This is a genomic window from Bradyrhizobium sp. LA6.8, assembly GCF_040547935.1.
In the GTDB taxonomy this organism is placed as follows: Bacteria; Pseudomonadota; Alphaproteobacteria; order Rhizobiales; family Xanthobacteraceae; genus Bradyrhizobium; species Bradyrhizobium barranii.
In genome coordinates this window covers 305,870-322,083 of record NZ_JBEPQQ010000006.1, presented here as the reverse complement: position 1 = coordinate 322,083, position 16,214 = coordinate 305,870, and the positions used below count along the sequence as shown (strand labels likewise).

Below are 16,214 nucleotides of genomic sequence, written 5' to 3'. Positions count from 1 at the left end.
CGCCGTTCCATTTTCAATGGGGTTGATATGGCCGTAGGGTTCAGGATCCTTTCCCGCAAGCGTGTTGTCGCAGGCGAATGGGTCGAACGGGCTCGCGCCCTTCCGGTCGCCAACATCAGCGATGTGATGTCGCGTATGGCCGCGGGCGGCGCCACGCTCCGGCCGATGCATGCGGCTGGCGGCATGGCCGGTCCCGCTTTGACCGTGAAGACGCGCCCCGGCGACAATCTGATGGTCCACAAAGCGCTCGACATCGCGGTTGCCGGCGACGTCATCGTGGTCGATGCGGGCGGCGACCTCAGCAACGCAATCTTCGGCGAGATGATGCTCGCGCAGGCCGCCCGGCGCGGCGTCGCCGGCATCGTTATCCATGGCGCGATCCGCGATGCCGCTGCGATCCGGGCAAACCCCCTTCCCGTTTTCGCGGCGGGTGTCACCCATCGCGGTCCCTACAAGGACGGTCCGGGCGAGATCAACGGACCGATCGCGATCGGCGGCATGGTCATCCAGTCCGGCGATTTGGTGCTGGGCGACGACGACGGCGTGCTAGCCGTCGCCATCGACGATTGCCGAGCGGTGATCGAGGCAGCCGAAGCCAAGCAGTCTGCCGAGACCAAGCAAATGGCGGCGATCGAAGCCGGTACGCTCGATCGTAGCTGGGTCGACGCCTCGCTCCGACGTCTCGGCTGCGAGATGCCAGAGGTCTAGCGATGGCCGGGCGTACGATCTCCGAGAAGATCCTCGCTCGAAAATCCGGGCAGGATGCGCACGCCGGGGACCTCGTGGTCTGCGAGGTCGATTGCGCGCTCGGCACCGACGGTTCGGTCCCGATGGCGCTCGACTATTTCAAGGCGATGGGCGGAGAGAACGTGCGCGATGCCGCCCGATTGGTCTTTGCGCTCGACCATTACGTGCCGCCGACAAGCCCGCAGACGATCGAGCTGCACCGCGTGATGCGGGACTTCGCCAGGCGGTTCAGCGTCACGCTGCATGAAGCCGGTGAAGGAATCGGTCACCAGCTCATCGTGGAGACGGGCCGCGCTCTGCCGGGTGGTCTGGTCGTCGGAGCCGACAGCCATGCCGTGACATACGGGGCACTGAATTGCTTTGCGACCGGGATCGGCTCGTCCGATCTCGCCGCGGTCATGCTGTGTGGCCGGATCTGGCTGCGCGTGCCGGATTCGATCCGCGTCGTCCTGACCGGACAACTGCCGAGCGGCGTCTATGCGAAGGATATCGCACTGGCCCTCGCGGGCATGCTCGGCGCTGACGGTGCCGCCTATCAGGCACTCGAATTCGCAGGACCGGGTGTCGCCACCCTCGCGCTGGAGGACCGCCTCGTCCTGAGCAATCTTGCAGTCGAGATGGGCGCGAAGACCGGCATCTTCCCGGCCGATGCTGAAACCGTCGCCTATCTGCAGGGCCGCACCGGCCGGGCTTTCGAACCGGTCGCAGCGGATCCGGATGCGCACTACAGCCGGACCGTGAAGATCGCGCTCGACGCCCTCACGCCGCGGATCGCGTTGCCGCACCTGGTGGATCAGGTCGTGGCGCTCGAGGATGCGGCCGGCACGCCGGTACAGATGGTCTATCTCGGCACCTGCACCGGCGGCAGGTTACGCGACTTCCATCAAGCCCTCGCCGTGCTCGAGGCGGGTGGAGGCGTCGCGCCCGGCGTGCAGCTCGTGGTCACGCCGGCATCGCGCGAGGTCCGCGACGCCATGGCGGGCGATGGCACGCTCGACGCCCTGATCGGCTTCGGCGCCACCGTGGTCGAGCCGGGCTGCGGCTCCTGCTGCGGGACCTGCGGGGTGATCCCCGCAGACGGGGTTTCGGTGATCTCGACCGCCAACCGCAACTTCAAAGGCCGCATGGGCAACGCCAAGGCATCGATCTATCTCGCCTCCCCGGCAGCTTGCGCAGCCGCCGCGACCCGCGGTGCCGTAACCGATCCTCGCGAGGTGTCGCGATGACAGCCCTGCGAGGACGCGCGCGACTCGTCGGCGACGACGTCAACACCGACTCCATCATCAGCTCGACCCGCAAGCGGGAGAGCCTCGACCCCGCCGTTCTCAGGCAATTCCTGTTCGAGCATGTCGATCCGACATTTGCAGCCTCTGTGCAACCCGGAGACATCCTGGTGGCGGGCAAGAATTTCGGTTGCGGCTCGGCGATGGAGGTTGCCGTCACGACCGTGCTCGGGGCCGGCATTCCGGCGGTGATGGCGCGAAGCTTCTCGCGCACCTACTACCGCAACGCGATCAACAACGGCCTGCTGCCGCTTGTCTGCGAAACCGGCGAGATTCGCGAGGGCGACATCCTGATCTCCGACGGCACCGGCGCAATCCGCAACGAACGCAGCGGCGAGACGCTCAGCCCGGAGCCGCTGCCGCCGATCATGCTGGCGATCCTGCACGCGGGCGGCCTCGTTCCCTACATGCGTCAAAACGGTGACTTCAAGCTATGACGACCACAGACACTCCGAGCGCCATTGCTTCGACGGGATACCGTCTTCGGCTTCCCGGTCCAACCGAAGTGCCCGAGCGGGTGCGGCTGGCGATGGCTCGGGTGATGGTCAACCATCGCGGACCCGAATGCCGGACTGCAATCGGCGAGGCGGAGGAGATGATCCGCCCGATTTTAGGCACGACGAACCGCATCCTGTTCTTTGCGAGCTCCGGAACCGGCGGTATGGAGGCTGCGCTCGTCAACGTGGCCGGACCGGGCCATCGGATCCTCGTAGTCGAGCATGGTCAGTTCGGTGAGCGTTTCACCACGATCGCCAAGGCCATGAACATCACCGTCGACACGGTCGCAATCGAATGGGGCCAGGCGATCGATGTCGCCGCGGTGGAAGCCCGATTGCGCGAGCACACCTATCGCGCCGTCGTCGTCGTGCACAATGAGAGCTCGACCGGGATCGTGGCCGATCTCGCGGCGCTTGGCGCACTGGTGCGCGACCGGCCAACGCTGCTCATCGCAGACTCCGTCAGCGGTCTCGGCGGCATCGCGATGCGGCAGGACGAATGGGGCGTCGACATCGTTGTCTCGGCCTCGCAAAAGGCCTTGATGTGCCCGCCCGGCCTCGCACTTGCCAGCGTCAGCGCCAAGGCGTGGCGCGTGATCGGGCAGGACGAGCAGCGATCGGCCTTCTACTGGGATTTCCGTCGCGCGCTGAAATCCGCAGAGCAGAACGAGACCGCGTTCACGGCACCGGTGAGCCTCATCTATGGCCTGCGTGAGGCCTTGACGATGATGCACGAGGAAGGCTTCGCCAATGTGCTCGCGCGCCACAAGAAGCTCTCCGCCGCGTTGCGCGCCGGCGGCGCGGCGCTCGGACTCGCAGATTTTTGCCGCGATGAGCCACGCTCGAACACGGTCGTGGTTTTCAAAGTCCCCGACGGGCTCGAAGGCGGAGCCATCGTGCGGCAGCTCTACCAGGATCACCGCACGGTGATCGCAGGCGCCCGCAACCGTCTCTCCGGCCGTGTCATCCGGTTTGGCACGATGGGTGCTTTGAGCGCGGGGACCATTCTGACCGACCTTCTGCATCTCGAGGACGCACTCACGAAGTTCGGCCTGCCGATCGAACCCGGCGCCGGGCTCAAGGCGGCCACCGAGTACCTCGCCGCAACCGCATGAGCAATCGCTGAAACCACGAGGGCGAACCACGATGAGATCTCCTGCCTCCATCCTCGCCCGAGTCGTGACGCTCGCGGCATCGCTGTTCGCGGCCGGGCTGGCCTCGGCCCAGCAGAGCGTCGTGCTCTATTCGGCCAACGACGACACCGTGAACAAGCTTGTAGCCGAAGGCTTCGCCAAGGCGACCGGAATCAAGGTGGACGTGGTCTCGACCGGATCAGGTGTGCTGGTGCGCCGCGTCGCGTCCGAGGCCGCCAATCCGCAGGGCGACGTGATCTGGGGCGTCAGTGCGACGCTGCTGCGGCTGGCGAGCCCGCACCTTCAGGCTTACGCGGCGAAGGGCCGCGAAGCCGTGCCGGCGCAATTTCGCGATCCAAACGACCTTTGGCTGGGCACCAACATCCAGGTCGTGGTGATCGGCCAGAACACCAAGGCGATCGACAAGGCCAGCGGGCCCAAAGCCTGGGCAGACCTCCTCGATCCGAAATGGAAAGGCAAGCTCGCCTTTACCGACCCTGCCAATTCCGGATTCTCATACGCGGCCGCGACCACGCTTCTCTCGCTGTGGGGCGCGGACGACGCAGCCTGGACCAAGATGGACGGGCTGCTTGCGAATGCGAAGGTGCTCAACCGCTCGACCCAGGTCTTCGACGGGATCGGCAGCGGCGAATATCCGCTTGGCATCACGCTCGAATATGCCGGCTTCCTGTGGGCCCATAACGGTGCGCCGGTGAGCGTCGCCTATCCGGCCGAGGGCACCTATGCGGGCGTCGAGGGCGCGGCCATCCTGAAAGGCGGACCGAACCCCGAGCCCGCCAAACGGCTGGTCGACTATCTGGCCAGCAAGGAAGTCCAGGAGATGTTGCTGAAGGCGACGTTCCGGCGCCCTGCCCGTCAGGATATCGAGCTCGAGGCAGTCGCACCGGGGATGCTGCCGTTCTCGGCGGTCAAGGTGCTGCCCTATGACGACACCAAATGGGAAGCGGCCCGTCGCGACACCCTCGCGCGGCTGAAGACCACGATCCAGAACACGCGCTGATCCGATGACCGCGATCCGGATTGAAAACCTGACCCGCACCTTCGGCGCGGTGCGGGCCGTGGACGACATCTCGCTCGACATCAAGCATGGCGAGCTGTTCACGCTGCTTGGGCCGTCAGGCTGCGGGAAGACGACGTTGCTGCGCATGATCGCAGGCTTCATCGACGTCGAATCCGGCTCCATTTGCTTCGACGGCCGGCGCATCGATGCTCTGCCCGCGCATCGCCGCGACACCGGCATGGTGTTTCAGAACTACGCGATCTTCCCGAACCACACCGTCGCCGAAAACGTGGCCTACGGGCTGAAGGCCAGGAAGGTTCCGGCTGCCGAGATCGCATCGCGCGTCGACAAGGCGCTCGAGCGGGTGCGCCTTGCAGGTTACGGTCCGCGGTCACCACACCAGCTCTCCGGCGGTCAGCTGCAACGCGTGGCAATCGCCCGCGCACTCGTGATCGAGCCCGCCGTGCTCCTGTTCGACGAGCCGCTGTCCAACCTCGACGCGCAGTTGCGCACCGAAATGCGGATCGAGGTCCGACAGCTGCAGCAGGCGCTCGGCCTGACTGCGATCTACGTGACGCATGATCAGGAGGAGGCACTCGCCATCTCCGATCGCATCGCCGTCTTGCGTCACGGCAAGATCGAGCAAGTGGACACGCCGGAGCGCATCTATCGGATGCCGCAGACTGCCTTCGTCGCCGAATTCCTCGGCTCGACCAATATGGTGCCGGGCATCGCGGGAGCTTTCGACGGCCGTAACACTCCTGTCGCAGCAGCCGGAACGGAATTCACGGTCAGAGGCGAGGTCGCAGCGCCGGGCGCGCCGGTGTTGCTGTCGGTCAGGCCGGAGGCCCTGCAGCTGCGAGACGGTTCCGGTGGCTCGCTTGTGCATGCGCGTCTGGCGCTGCGTGAATTTCTCGGCCCGGTACAACGCCTCCACGCAACCCTGCCGGACGGCACCCAGATTCGGATCTCGGCGCTCGGCGGCCAGGCGCTCGATCTCTTGCCCGGCGCACCGCTCACCCTTGCCTACGACCCTGCCCAGATCACGGCGTATCCAGCGCAATGAAACGCTTCGCCACCATCGTGACGCTGGCGGCGTTGGTGCTGCTCGCGGTGTTTCTGCTCTACCCGCTGGCGCTCGTCCTGGATGCAAGCTTTCGGATCGACGGCACGGGCGGCCTGACACTTGGGAACTATGCGGCGATTGTGAAGAGCCGCTACTATCTCGGCAGCATCGGCAACAGTCTGCTTTGCGCCGCGCTCGCGACGGCCTTCGCATGCGCGATCGGCATCCCGCTCGCCTTCTGTCTTGCCCGGATCGACATACCGGGCCGCGCGCTGCTGCTGACGCTTGCGTCCTTGCCGCTAGTCCTGCCCTCGTTCGTCAGCGCCTACGCCCTCGTGCTGCTGTTCGGCCATGCTGGCGTCGTCACCACCGCTCTGCGCGGGATCGGCATCCCGATCGGATCGATCTACGGCGTGCCCGGCATCGTCATCGTGTTCACGTTGACGCTCTATCCATACGTCGTCATGCCCGTGCTGGCCGGCTTCCAGGCCGTCGACGCCTCGATGGAGGAGGCAGCCCGCAATCTCGGCGGCTCACGGCCCTATGTGATCCGCACCGTGCTGCTGCCCATCGTGATGCCGGCGATCCTTGCCGGCGGACTATTGGTGTTCATTGAGGCACTGGAGAATTTCGGCGTGCCAGCGGTGCTGGCTGAGGACCGGCCGTTCCTGGCCGTCGACATCTTCAAGCTGTTCGCCGGCGAATCTGATGCCAACCCGGCCGCGGCGGGCGCACTCAGCGTGCTCCTGATCGCCTGCACGGCGATCGCGCTGCTCGTTCAGCGGCACTACCTCGGCAAGCGCCGGTTTTCGACCAATGCCCGCAGCGCGCCCGCGAAGCTGCCTCTGACGCCGGGACTGCGGCTCACGGCCACGATCGTGAGTTGGGGCATTGTGATTGCTTCGCTGCTGCCGTTCGCGGCCGTGTTGATGATCTCCCTCCTGCGCTTTCGCGGCCCTGTCCTGACCTGGGAGTTCGGATTGGGCAATTACGCCACCCTATTGTCGGGCTCCTATCGGCCGCTGCTCAACACGCTGACGCTCGCCAGCATCGCGGCCGTCGCCACCATGCTGATCGGCGCCCCGATCGGCTATGTCGTGGCCCGGCACCGCTCGCGCCTGTCGGGATTGCTCGATTTCGTCGGCATGGTGCCGTTTGCGGTCTCGGGCACGATCCTGGCGATCGGGCTCATCATCGCGTTCAACAGCGGTCCCTTGATTCTGACCGGCGGCTGGCTGATCCTGGTCATCGCCTATGTCGTCCGCAAGCTCCCCTTCGCGATCCGGTCGTCCTCGGCAATCGTGCACCAGCTCGATCCCTCGCTCGAGGAGGCCTCGATCAATCTCGGGGTCTCGCCGAGCAAAACCTTCGCGACCCTGACGGTGCCGTTGATGACGAGCGGCCTTGTCGGCGGGCTGGTGCTCGTCTGGATCACGGCGGCATCCGAATTGAGCGCGACCATTGTGCTCTATGCGAGCGGCTGGGTGACCACGACCGTCGTGATGTACCATGCCATCGAGGGCACCGGCGCGGGTCTAGCGGCCGCCGCGGCCGCGGTGCTTATCCTCGTCACCGCAATCCCGTTGCTCCTGATCAATCGGCGCATCAACAAGCAGGAATCAACCGTGATATGACGGCAGGACAGGACGGTATGAACGAAGCAGCCCCGACGCTCCCGAATTTCCGCAGCGACAATGTCGCGCCGGTCTGCCCCGAGATTCTGCGAGCGATCGCCGAGGCCAATCGCGGCCCGGCCGCCGCCTATGGGGACGACGATTATTCGAGATTGTTGAATGCGCGCTTCTCGGAGCTGTTCGAGACCGCGGTCACCGTGTTCCCGGTCTCGACCGGTACGGCGGCCAACGCCTTGTCACTCGCGAGCTGTGCGCGGCCCTATGGCGCCATCTATTGTCACGAAGAGGCGCATATCCACACCGCGGAAGGCGGCGCGACCGAAGCCTTCACAGGCGGCGCGAAGCTCGTCGCCATGTCCGGCCGAAACTTTCGGATCGAGCCGTCGAGCCTGCGCCAGGCGCTGGGCCAGGCGGCCTGGGGAGTCCGCAATCGCTCCCAGCCCGATGCGGTGTCGATCACTCAGGCCAGCGAATATGGAACAATCTATCCCCTCGCCGAGATCGCCGAAATCGGAGCAATCGCCCACGACAGGAATCTGTCGCTGCACATGGATGGCGCCCGGTTCGCCAACGCGCTGGCGCGGCTCGATTGCAGCCCGGCCGACATGACCTGGCGCGCTGGCGTCGACATCCTGTCCTTCGGGGCGACGAAGAACGGGGCGATGTCGGCGGATGCGATCGTGGTGTTCGACCAGGATCTCGTCGAATCCCTGTCCTATCGGCTTCGCCGCGCCGGCCAGACCTCGTCGAAGATGCGCTTTGCGTCTGCACAGCTGCTCGCCTACGTCGAGGATCGCCTTTATCTGCGGCTCGCGGCGAAGGCCAATGCCGTGGCCGCGCGTCTTGGAGCGGGTCTCGCTGCGCTACCCGACGTTCAGCTCATTGCGCCAGTGGAAGCCAATCTGGTTTTCATCAACCTGCCCGCTTTGGCCATCAACCGTCTTGCAGCGAGCGGGCTGCAATTCGCGCGACGGGGCCAGGACGTAATCCGGTTCGTGGCTCGCTTTGACAGCACCGAACAGGAAGCCGACGAGGTCATCGCGCTCGTCCATCGCGCGATCGCAGGAGGCTGAGAGCGATCATTCCTTAATCGATCATTCTGCAGATAGTTGCCCCGCCCACCGTCACCCACGCGTCTACAGCCTTCCAATTTTCGATTGCAGCTCCTGCGCAACAAGAGCATCGCTTGGCAAGCGACACACGCTCAACCAACTGCCACGCCCGTTAGGGCGCGTGATGTCTTGCCGGTAGAGCCTGCCGAAACGCTTCTTCAAATAACCGGCCCATCTTTCTAGTAGAGCGATGGTCTCGGGACTGCGCACGGTGACCAGCCTGCGCGCGCCTCGCGAACTGCATCGAACACCTTAGGACTGTCGCGAACGGGCGCATTCTTTACCCGCGAGGTAATCGAATTGGCCCCCGCCATGGCGCATCTTCGGTCGCAACAGGAGATGACCATGATCGCGCTGCTGATCTACCGGACCATCGCAGACCACCTTGTTCCCTGGGCCGTGACGCTCGCGACCCGCATGCTGGCACGCAGCCTCAACATGCCCGAGCCGCTGGTGCATTCGACCGGCGACTATGTCGTCGCGCAGGTCACAGCCTTCGAGCACGGCGTCGGCAAGAGCCTCTGCCCGTTCCGCATCGCCCGCCTGCTCCGCGCCTGGTGGCACGGACGGCACTGAATTCACCCCCAAGCCCAACCCAACCATGGAGACCACGATGATCGACGCATCCACCTTCCTGCGCCGCGCGCTTCTCGCCGACGCCATCTTCAGCGGCGTCGCCGCCCTCGGCTTCACCTTCGGCGCCGGCGCGTTCGCATCGCTGTTCAACCTGCCTGAAGCGCTGCTGCGCGAGACCGGCCTGTTCCTGATCGCCTACACCGCGCTGGTCGGCTGGCTTGCCTCGCGTGCCTCCATGGCGAGGTCGCTCGTGCTGCTGGTCGTGGTCGGCAACGCGGCCTGGACGGTCGGCAGCATCGCGCTGCTGTTCTCGGGCGCGGTGTCGCCGAACATCAGCGGCGAGCTCATGGTCGTCGCGCAGGCGATTGCGACCGGCGTGTTTGCCGAGCTGCAATATGTGGGATTGCGGAAGAGCGGGAGTGTGGTGGCGGTGTGAGGTTCGGCTCGACCGGCACACCACGCGCAGTCGTCGTCCGGCCTGGCCGGGCGACGCAGCATTCCAGAGAAAGTAGGCGTATGGCTGCGGCGTACTGGATGCCCCGGTCAAGGCCGGGGCATGACAGCGGAGATGGGGCTCGACCTCGTGCTATGCTCGCGCGCGACCGTTCTTGCCAACGGCATGGCCGTTGAGCTTCTTCTTGCCGGCCTTCGCGCCCGCCTTTTTGGCCTTGGCTTCCGTGCGCGCCTTCACCTTGGTGCGTTCGGCGCGGGCCTCGGCGCGCAGCTTCTTGCGCTTGGCCTCGCAGGAAGGGCATTTGCAGCCAATCGGCTTCAGATAGGCTTTGAAGTAGTCGGTGCCGTAATCGTAGTTGATCTCGTCGCCCGGCTCGATGTTCCTGATGGCGCGGATGAAGACCTTGCGCTCGCGCGGCCGGACGTCGGACTCGGCGTTGGGGCGGCAGGAATGGTTGATGTAGCGGGCGAGGTTCTTGCGCACCGACCCGTCGATGGTCCAGCGGTTGTTGAGCTCGAACAGATATTTGTTCTCGATCTCGTCATGCGCGGGAATTCTGGAGTCCAGGATCGGTCCGAAATAACGGATGATCCGGGTCCCCTTCTTGATCGGCATGGTGGCGAAGAGGCCAAGTCCGGTCTTGGAACGGCCGACGCGATAGGATTTGCTGGAAGCGATGGCTGGCATGATCGAATGAGATATGTCGCGGACGAAGCGCGGTAGGCGCAGCGGAAGGCGCCCTTCTAGAACGATTCCGCGCCGCTGTCAGGTACATCCCGCCTCTGTTTGAACCTTGCCCACAATGAAGACGTCTGATGGAGGGAGTTCCCTCTGTATAAGGCGTCGTCATGAGGCGTATCGCGTTCCTTTGTCTGACCGTGCTGCTGACTTGCCTGAGCGCGGGTCACGTCGCCGCCCAATCCATGGGCAGCACCTATTCCTCCACGGCGCCAAAAGACTGCCGCCAGATCGGCAAGCCCAGCGAGCTCGACGGCAGCACCACACGGGTCTGCCCGGGAAAAAACGGCCTGATCGTGCTGATCGCCGAGGATGATCTGCGCGAAATCGTCTCGGTCGGCCGCAACCGCAAGGCCGCAGCGGAGGAACCGGCGGCAAAGGTCTGGTTCGCGCCATTCAATTCGTCGGAGGCCACCGTCGAATGGCGTAGCGCGGGCACCAAGCCGATTGCCATGATCCAGCGCTGGCACATCGCCGATGGCACCGATCCCGACAAGCAGGGACGGCCGAACACCAAGGCCATGCTCGTGGTGACGCGGCTGCCGCCGGGGCCGGTCTGCCACGTCGCCTATGTCGATCCCATCGCCAACCCCACCGCCAATGAGCTCGCGCGCAAGGCGGCGGACGATTTCGCCCGCAGCTTCACTTGCGGCAAGGACGAGGTGAAGATTGTCGGCACGCGTGGACGTGCGGTCGAACTCGCGACGATGCGCTAGGGCCGCGCCCGCCCGAAGGCGCTATGCCGGCAGCTTCGCCGTGATAGGCGCCGTCAGCATCGCCTCGAGCAACTGTTCGGCCGTCGTCCCCTCGGGCAGCCGTCCCAAAATGTCCTCGAGACGGCCGTCGAGCAACAGCATGGTGAAGCCGTGCACCATCGACCAGGCGCGCGCGATCGCGGCGCCCTGGTTCAGCGTCAGCGAATCTTCGCTGATCTGCTCCTGACGCATCATGCCGATGGCATTGGCGAGCCCGGCGAAGGAGGCTTCGGCCGCCTCGTGCAGCGAGGGCCTGGAATAGTCCAGCCGTTCGGTGCGGAACATGATGCCGTACATGCCGGGATGGGCCTGCGCATAGGCGACATAGGCCTTCGGCCGCGCCAGCGCGCGCTCCAGCGGCGTGGTGGCGGCGTCGCAGGACGAGGCCATCGCCGCGTTAAACTGGCGGAAGCCGACGGCCGCGAGCTCGCTGAGCAGACCGGTGAGATCGCCGAAATGATGGGTCGGCGCGGCATGCGAGACGCCCGCCTCCCGCGCCACCGCGCGCAAGGTCAGGCCGGAGAGCCCGTCGCGCTCCAGCACCCGTTCGGCGGCCTGGAGCAGCGCCTCGCGCAGGGCGCCGTGATGATACGGCGTCTCCGTCTTCGCTACTGCCGGACGGCGTGCGGAACGCGCCTGCGCGCTCGCGGCCGACGATGTCTTGCTCGGGGTACGCGGCTTGCGCGCTGTTTCGCTCCTGGTGTCGCTTTTGGCCATTTGCAAGCTATATGACGCAATATTGACAGTGTAAAGATTTCACTTGACGAATGCGGTGATCGGCATTATTCGATCTTTACGATGTAAAGATAGGGAGGGATACGCCGTGCAGCACGACGCCGTCACCGAGCGCCGCCATAACCTCGGTCCGATTCCATTCGAAGCCGACGCGCCATTCCTCAAAATCGTCGGGGAATTGCCGCGCGATCTGAATGGCGTGCTCTATCGCAACGGTCCCAATCCGCAGTTCGATGCGCCCGGTGCGCACTGGTTCGTCGGCGACGGCATGCTGCACGCCTTCCACCTCGAGAACGGCCGCGCCAGCTATCGCAACCGCTGGGTCCGCACGCCGAAATGGCTGGCCGAGCACGATGCCGGCCGCGCGCTGTTCGGCGGCTTCGGCCGCAAGCTGCCGGATGCGCCACAAAACCTCACCGACGGCGGCGTCGCCAACACCAACATCATCTTTCATGCCGGCAAGCTCTTGGCGCTGGAAGAAGCGCATCTGCCGACCGAGATCGAGCCGGGCACGCTGGCGACGCGCGGCTATCACGATTATCAGGGTCGTGTCGCCGGCAGCTTCACGGCGCATCCGAAGGTCGACCCGGTCACCGGCGAGCTCGTGTTCTTTGGCTACAACGCCGCGGGTCCGCTGACCCCTGCCCTCTCCTACGGATCGATCGACGCCTCCGGCAAGGCCACGCGCTTCGAACGTTTCGAGGCGCCCTACGCCAGCATGGTGCACGACTTCATCGTCACCGAGAACCACGCGCTGTTTCCGATCCTCCCGATCACCGGCAGCATGGAGCGCGCGATGAGCGGACGGCCGCCCTATGCCTGGGAGCCGGACAAGGGCGCTTATGTCGGCGTGATGAAGCGCAACGGCACGGCGAAGGACATCGTCTGGTTCCGCGGTGAAACCTGCTATGTCTTCCACATCATGAATGCGTGGGAGGACGGCAACCGCATCATCGCCGACGTCATGCAGTTCGAGGAAGCGCCGCTGTTTCCGCATCCCGATGGCCGGCCGACGGATCCGGAGAAATCACGCGCCCGCCATTGCCGCTGGACGTTCGATCTCTCAGGGAAGACCGACCGCTTCCAGCAGACCTACCTCGACGATCTCACGGGCGAATTCCCCCGCATCGACGACCGCCGCGCCGGATTGAAAAGCCGTCACGGCTGGTACGCCTGCGCCAATCCGCGGCTGCCGATGTTCGGCGCGCTGTCGGGCGTCGTCCATGTCGACGGCAACGGCAGACGGCTCGGTCATTATCTGCTGCCGGCCGGCGATACCATCTCCGAGCCGGTGTTCGTCGAGCGCGCGACGGATGCCACGGAAGGCGACGGCTGGCTGTTGGCGGTGGTCTGGCGCGCGCGGGAGAACCGCAGCGACCTCGCGGTGTTCAACGCCACCGATGTCGAAGCCGGCCCCGTTGCGCTGGTGCAGCTCGGCCACCGCGTGCCCGACGGCTTTCACGGCAATTGGGTGGGCGCGCAGTAACTCTTGTCATTCCGGGGCGCGACGACGTCGCGAGCCCCGGAATGACATCGCGGATGTCACCAAAGAGGCCTCGCATGCATATGCCCTCGATCACCGCAGATTGCCTTGCCGTCCTCGCCCTGGCCTGCGCAGCGCTCGCACTCCGGATGATCCGGCTGCGACGGAGCGGCCATGTCATTTTCAACGGCGGCATCTTGCTCTCGGTCGGCCTCCTGCTCGCCGCCGCGCTGCCGATCCTGTCGCGCCTGCCCTGGGCGGAATTCGCCGACGAGGCGTCCGACCAAGCCATTGCTGCCCTTCACTTTTTGGAAGTCACCTACGTTATTTTGACACTGTAAAGATTTCGCTTGACCCAGCATCGCTCCTGAATTATTGATCTTTACATCGTAAAGATTAGCCAGACCGAGGCGGCTCATGGCGATTTTCCTGATCCTCGCGCCCTACGGCGCCTACACTTTCCTGATGCTGGTGACGTCGGCCACGATCAGCGTGTTTGCCGCGTCTGCGATCTGCCTCGCCACCATCACGGTCGATGTCGCGCGCGGCCGCTCCGTGAAGATCCTGGCGACGGGCTCGGCGATCGTATTCGCCGCAATCGGCCTCTACCTCGCGCTGATCGACCCGAAGCTCAGCACGCTGGGAGTCAAGCTGTCGGTCGACATCGGCATCTTCGTCATCTCGCTCGGCTCGATGCTGGTCCGCCACCCGTTCACGCTGCAATATGCGGTTGAAACGGTCCCGGCCGAGACGGCGGCGATGCCCGGCTTCCTCACCGCCAACTACGTCATCACCGGCGCCTGGACCACCGCCGCGCTGTTGATGATGGCCGCCAACATCGCGCTGCTCTACGTCCCCGGCCTGCCGCTCTGGTCGGGCCTTGCGGTCGCCTTCGCCGCCCGCAACAGCGCGATCTACTTCACAAAATGGTATCCCGAGTATCGCCAGATCAAGTACGGTGCGCCGGCCAGCGCAATGCCCAACACTCGCTGAACAGGACAGACGATGAAGGACGTATTCGCCCGCCTCGCCTCCGACTTCCTCTCCGCCATCGTTTTCCTGGTCATCTACCTCATCACCGACAACGTCGTCCTGGCTACGTCGGTGGCGATTGCCGGAGCGATCGCGCAGGTGATCTACGCGCGCGTGAAGGGGCAGCAGCTCAATTACATGACCTATGCGAGCCTCGCGCTCGTCGTCGTGCTGGGCACGGTCACCCTGCTGACCAATGATCCCCGCTTCATGCTGGCAAAGCCCTCGATCGCGCACTTCGCCATCGGCGCCATCATGCTCAAGCGCGGCTGGATGCTGCGCTACATGCCGCCGATCGTCGTCGAGACCGTTCCGGAATATGTGACGGCCGCGGGCTATGCCTGGGCGTTGCTGATGTTCGTGATCGGCGCCGGCATGATCGCGGTCGCCTCCACCGGCGATCTGAAGCTATGGGCGTTCTACATCACGGTGGTCGCAGGCGGCGCCAAGATCCTCGCCTTTGCCGTGCAGTATGTCGTGCTTCGCCTCATTGTCACCAGCCGGCGCCGTGCCGCCGCCCGCGCCTAAATGCCTCCAAGGGAGGGTTAGGCAGCTGCTGCGAGTTGCGCTATACGCTCGGCCAGGGACGGGCCGCGGATCGTCGCTGCCCGCCGGGATTTATGGGAGACACGAATGGCCGTGGACGGCAACTGGACTCTGACCATGACGACGCCCATGGGCGAGCGCAAGGCCACGCTGACCTTGCTGAACTCCGGCGGCACACTGACCGGAACGCAGGGCGCCGACGGCAATTCGGCCGAGATCTTCGACGGCACCATCAGCGGCGACGCCGTCAACTGGAAAGTCTCGATCACCAATCCGATGCCGTTGACGCTCGAGTTCATCGGAACGGTCTCTGGCGACAGCATGAGCGGCGAGATGGGCATCGGCCCGATGGGCAGCTTTCCGTTCACGGGCGCGCGCGCGTAGGCACGTTGCGAACCATGCGCGTGCTCCGTCTCATCGCGGCAGCGATCCTGTGTGTCGCGACGCAAGCGGCGCGCGCGGATGACACCGAACCGGCGTGGCGCGCAAGCGCGCTCGCCATGGTGCCGGCGGGCTATGTCGCCGGCACGGCCTACCGGACCGAAGGATCGACCGGCACCCTCGCCGTCTATCCGGCCTCGTCGAACGATCCGAAGACACCGGCAAGCGTGTTCGCTGCACGCCAGGCCCTCGTCGTCACGCTGACACCGGATGCGACGCGCGCGGTCTCGGCCGAATTGAAGCCGCGCAGCGGGCCGGACCCTGATAACGACGACACTGACTTCGCAAAGCTCCACGCCGATCTCTCCGCCAAGCGCGCAACGCTGCCCGATGGGACCGAGCCGTGTGATCTCGGCGCCTGGTCCATCGACAAGGATCCTGATGGCCTCAACGTGCGCCCCGAGCCCTCGGCGAAAGCGCGCGTGCTCGGCTCGCTGCCGCCGCCCTACCGGCTGAAGCTTGGCGGTGCTGAGAACACGCCCGACGGCGGCTGGCTCACCGAATTCCGCATCATCGGCTTCAAGGATGGCTGGTTTCTGATCGAAGGCGCAAAACCGCCGGGCAAGGACTACGAGGACGAGAAGAGATATCCGCGCAGCGCGCCAAAACCCTATGCGGGGCGCGGCTGGGTCGCGTCCAACAAGGTCGGCGCATCCTACGCCAACGGCGCGACGCGCGTGGGCGGACTTTTCCAGGCGCCGTTCGTCGATGCCAAATGGATGCCGGCCCAGCGCGAGCTCGGCGGCCCAATCGACACCGACGGCGGTCCGAAGCGCATCTTTGCCTGTAGCGGGCTCTGGGGCCTCGTCGAGAGCCAGGACGGCGTCCGCGGCTGGTGGCGCTCGCTGTGCTCGAACCAGGTTACGAATTGTAGCTGACGGGCTGCTGTCGATCTGCGGTCATTGGCCACGGGACCAAGGCGCTCAGGTCGTTGACCACAGCCGGCTTCACGAGCAGGATA

Annotated in this window: 19 protein-coding genes; 17 read left to right on the top strand and 2 right to left on the bottom strand. The window is 65.3% G+C overall.

Features of this window, described 5'->3' with window-relative positions:
- The first annotated feature begins 27 nt into the window (after window positions 1-27).
- From ABIA90_RS27965 to ABIA90_RS27920, 10 genes are all read left to right on the top strand, one after another.
- Window positions 28-708, top strand: a complete 681-nt coding sequence (locus ABIA90_RS27965) for an RraA family protein (RefSeq protein ID WP_208087662.1) — start codon at window positions 28-30, stop codon at window positions 706-708.
- A gap of 2 nt (window positions 709-710) precedes the next feature.
- Entirely contained in the window at window positions 711-1,973 is a 1,263-nt protein-coding gene (locus ABIA90_RS27960; protein WP_354120632.1) for a 3-isopropylmalate dehydratase large subunit, read from the top strand.
- The gene (locus ABIA90_RS27955) at window positions 1,970-2,467 is read left to right on the top strand and encodes a LeuD/DmdB family oxidoreductase small subunit (protein ID WP_354120633.1); all 498 of its coding nucleotides are present in this window, start codon (window positions 1,970-1,972) and stop codon (window positions 2,465-2,467) included. Before ABIA90_RS27960 ends, ABIA90_RS27955 begins: the two co-directional genes overlap by 4 nt.
- Entirely contained in the window at window positions 2,464-3,642 is a 1,179-nt protein-coding gene (locus ABIA90_RS27950; RefSeq protein WP_354122487.1) for a pyridoxal-phosphate-dependent aminotransferase family protein, read from the top strand. Before ABIA90_RS27955 ends, ABIA90_RS27950 begins: the two co-directional genes overlap by 4 nt.
- Before the next feature lie 31 nt (window positions 3,643-3,673).
- Complete coding sequence (locus ABIA90_RS27945; protein ID WP_080703959.1) at window positions 3,674-4,681, top strand: extracellular solute-binding protein; 1,008 nt, start codon at window positions 3,674-3,676, stop codon at window positions 4,679-4,681.
- Between the two features lie 4 nt (window positions 4,682-4,685).
- Window positions 4,686-5,747, top strand: a complete 1,062-nt coding sequence (locus ABIA90_RS27940; protein WP_354120634.1) for an ABC transporter ATP-binding protein — start codon at window positions 4,686-4,688, stop codon at window positions 5,745-5,747.
- Window positions 5,744-7,381, top strand: a complete 1,638-nt coding sequence (locus ABIA90_RS27935) for an ABC transporter permease (protein ID WP_354120635.1) — start codon at window positions 5,744-5,746, stop codon at window positions 7,379-7,381. The genes ABIA90_RS27940 and ABIA90_RS27935 overlap by 4 nt, the downstream gene beginning before the upstream one ends.
- 17 nt (window positions 7,382-7,398) lie before the next feature.
- Entirely contained in the window at window positions 7,399-8,454 is a 1,056-nt protein-coding gene (locus ABIA90_RS27930) for a threonine aldolase family protein (protein ID WP_354120636.1), read from the top strand.
- Between the two features lie 384 nt (window positions 8,455-8,838).
- Complete coding sequence (locus ABIA90_RS27925; RefSeq protein WP_354120637.1) at window positions 8,839-9,069, top strand: hypothetical protein; 231 nt, start codon at window positions 8,839-8,841, stop codon at window positions 9,067-9,069.
- 37 nt (window positions 9,070-9,106) lie between these two features.
- Window positions 9,107-9,505, top strand: coding sequence for a hypothetical protein (locus tag ABIA90_RS27920; RefSeq protein ID WP_354120638.1), 399 nt, complete (start codon window positions 9,107-9,109; stop codon window positions 9,503-9,505).
- Between the two features lie 150 nt (window positions 9,506-9,655).
- Here ABIA90_RS27920 and ABIA90_RS27915 read toward each other — a convergent pair whose 3' ends face one another.
- On the bottom strand, window positions 9,656-10,210 hold the full coding sequence (locus tag ABIA90_RS27915) for an SET domain-containing protein (protein WP_354120639.1): 555 nt from the start codon (window positions 10,208-10,210) through the stop codon (window positions 9,656-9,658).
- 161 nt (window positions 10,211-10,371) lie between these two features.
- Here ABIA90_RS27915 and ABIA90_RS27910 point away from each other — a divergent pair, with 161 nt between their 5' ends.
- Window positions 10,372-10,977 (top strand): hypothetical protein, encoded by a 606-nt coding sequence (locus ABIA90_RS27910; RefSeq protein WP_502916666.1) that lies wholly within the window; start codon window positions 10,372-10,374, stop codon window positions 10,975-10,977.
- Between the two features lie 21 nt (window positions 10,978-10,998).
- Here ABIA90_RS27910 and ABIA90_RS27905 read toward each other — a convergent pair whose 3' ends face one another.
- A complete protein-coding gene (locus tag ABIA90_RS27905) occupies window positions 10,999-11,733 on the bottom strand; it encodes a TetR/AcrR family transcriptional regulator (RefSeq protein ID WP_354120640.1) in 735 nt (244 codons plus the stop codon).
- A gap of 106 nt (window positions 11,734-11,839) precedes the next feature.
- Here ABIA90_RS27905 and ABIA90_RS27900 point away from each other — a divergent pair, with 106 nt between their 5' ends.
- From ABIA90_RS27900 to ABIA90_RS27875, 6 genes are all read left to right on the top strand, one after another.
- Window positions 11,840-13,237 (top strand): carotenoid oxygenase family protein, encoded by a 1,398-nt coding sequence (locus tag ABIA90_RS27900; RefSeq protein WP_354120641.1) that lies wholly within the window; start codon window positions 11,840-11,842, stop codon window positions 13,235-13,237.
- Window positions 13,238-13,311: 74 nt separating this feature from the next.
- Window positions 13,312-13,575, top strand: a complete 264-nt coding sequence (locus ABIA90_RS27895) for a hypothetical protein (RefSeq protein WP_071912263.1) — start codon at window positions 13,312-13,314, stop codon at window positions 13,573-13,575.
- 76 nt (window positions 13,576-13,651) lie between these two features.
- Window positions 13,652-14,227: a hypothetical protein gene (locus ABIA90_RS27890; RefSeq protein ID WP_354120642.1), complete on the top strand. Its 576-nt coding sequence runs from the start codon at window positions 13,652-13,654 to the stop codon at window positions 14,225-14,227.
- 12 nt (window positions 14,228-14,239) lie between these two features.
- The gene (locus ABIA90_RS27885; protein WP_014494042.1) at window positions 14,240-14,794 is read left to right on the top strand and encodes an inner membrane-spanning protein YciB; all 555 of its coding nucleotides are present in this window, start codon (window positions 14,240-14,242) and stop codon (window positions 14,792-14,794) included.
- 105 nt (window positions 14,795-14,899) lie between these two features.
- Window positions 14,900-15,196 carry a hypothetical protein gene (locus ABIA90_RS27880; RefSeq protein WP_071912259.1) on the top strand — a complete coding sequence of 99 codons (297 nt, stop codon included), beginning with the start codon at window positions 14,900-14,902 and terminating at the stop codon, window positions 15,194-15,196.
- Between the two features lie 14 nt (window positions 15,197-15,210).
- Entirely contained in the window at window positions 15,211-16,131 is a 921-nt protein-coding gene (locus tag ABIA90_RS27875) for an SH3 domain-containing protein (RefSeq protein WP_354120643.1), read from the top strand.
- The last annotated feature ends 83 nt before the right edge of the window (window positions 16,132-16,214 follow it).

Coding starts and splice junctions, on each gene's coding strand:
- ABIA90_RS27965 (WP_208087662.1), top strand. CDS start 28: ATGGCCGTAGGGTTCAGGATCCTTTCCCGCAAGCGTGTTGTCGCAGGC.
- ABIA90_RS27960 (WP_354120632.1), top strand. CDS start 711: ATGGCCGGGCGTACGATCTCCGAGAAGATCCTCGCTCGAAAATCCGGG.
- ABIA90_RS27955 (WP_354120633.1), top strand. CDS start 1,970: ATGACAGCCCTGCGAGGACGCGCGCGACTCGTCGGCGACGACGTCAAC.
- ABIA90_RS27950 (WP_354122487.1), top strand. CDS start 2,464: ATGACGACCACAGACACTCCGAGCGCCATTGCTTCGACGGGATACCGT.
- ABIA90_RS27945 (WP_080703959.1), top strand. CDS start 3,674: ATGAGATCTCCTGCCTCCATCCTCGCCCGAGTCGTGACGCTCGCGGCA.
- ABIA90_RS27940 (WP_354120634.1), top strand. CDS start 4,686: ATGACCGCGATCCGGATTGAAAACCTGACCCGCACCTTCGGCGCGGTG.
- ABIA90_RS27935 (WP_354120635.1), top strand. CDS start 5,744: ATGAAACGCTTCGCCACCATCGTGACGCTGGCGGCGTTGGTGCTGCTC.
- ABIA90_RS27930 (WP_354120636.1), top strand. CDS start 7,399: ATGAACGAAGCAGCCCCGACGCTCCCGAATTTCCGCAGCGACAATGTC.
- ABIA90_RS27925 (WP_354120637.1), top strand. CDS start 8,839: ATGATCGCGCTGCTGATCTACCGGACCATCGCAGACCACCTTGTTCCC.
- ABIA90_RS27920 (WP_354120638.1), top strand. CDS start 9,107: ATGATCGACGCATCCACCTTCCTGCGCCGCGCGCTTCTCGCCGACGCC.
- ABIA90_RS27915 (WP_354120639.1), bottom strand. CDS start 10,210: ATGCCAGCCATCGCTTCCAGCAAATCCTATCGCGTCGGCCGTTCCAAG.
- ABIA90_RS27910 (WP_502916666.1), top strand. CDS start 10,372: ATGAGGCGTATCGCGTTCCTTTGTCTGACCGTGCTGCTGACTTGCCTG.
- ABIA90_RS27905 (WP_354120640.1), bottom strand. CDS start 11,733: ATGGCCAAAAGCGACACCAGGAGCGAAACAGCGCGCAAGCCGCGTACC.
- ABIA90_RS27895 (WP_071912263.1), top strand. CDS start 13,312: ATGCATATGCCCTCGATCACCGCAGATTGCCTTGCCGTCCTCGCCCTG.
- ABIA90_RS27890 (WP_354120642.1), top strand. CDS start 13,652: ATGGCGATTTTCCTGATCCTCGCGCCCTACGGCGCCTACACTTTCCTG.
- ABIA90_RS27885 (WP_014494042.1), top strand. CDS start 14,240: ATGAAGGACGTATTCGCCCGCCTCGCCTCCGACTTCCTCTCCGCCATC.
- ABIA90_RS27880 (WP_071912259.1), top strand. CDS start 14,900: ATGGCCGTGGACGGCAACTGGACTCTGACCATGACGACGCCCATGGGC.
- ABIA90_RS27875 (WP_354120643.1), top strand. CDS start 15,211: ATGCGCGTGCTCCGTCTCATCGCGGCAGCGATCCTGTGTGTCGCGACG.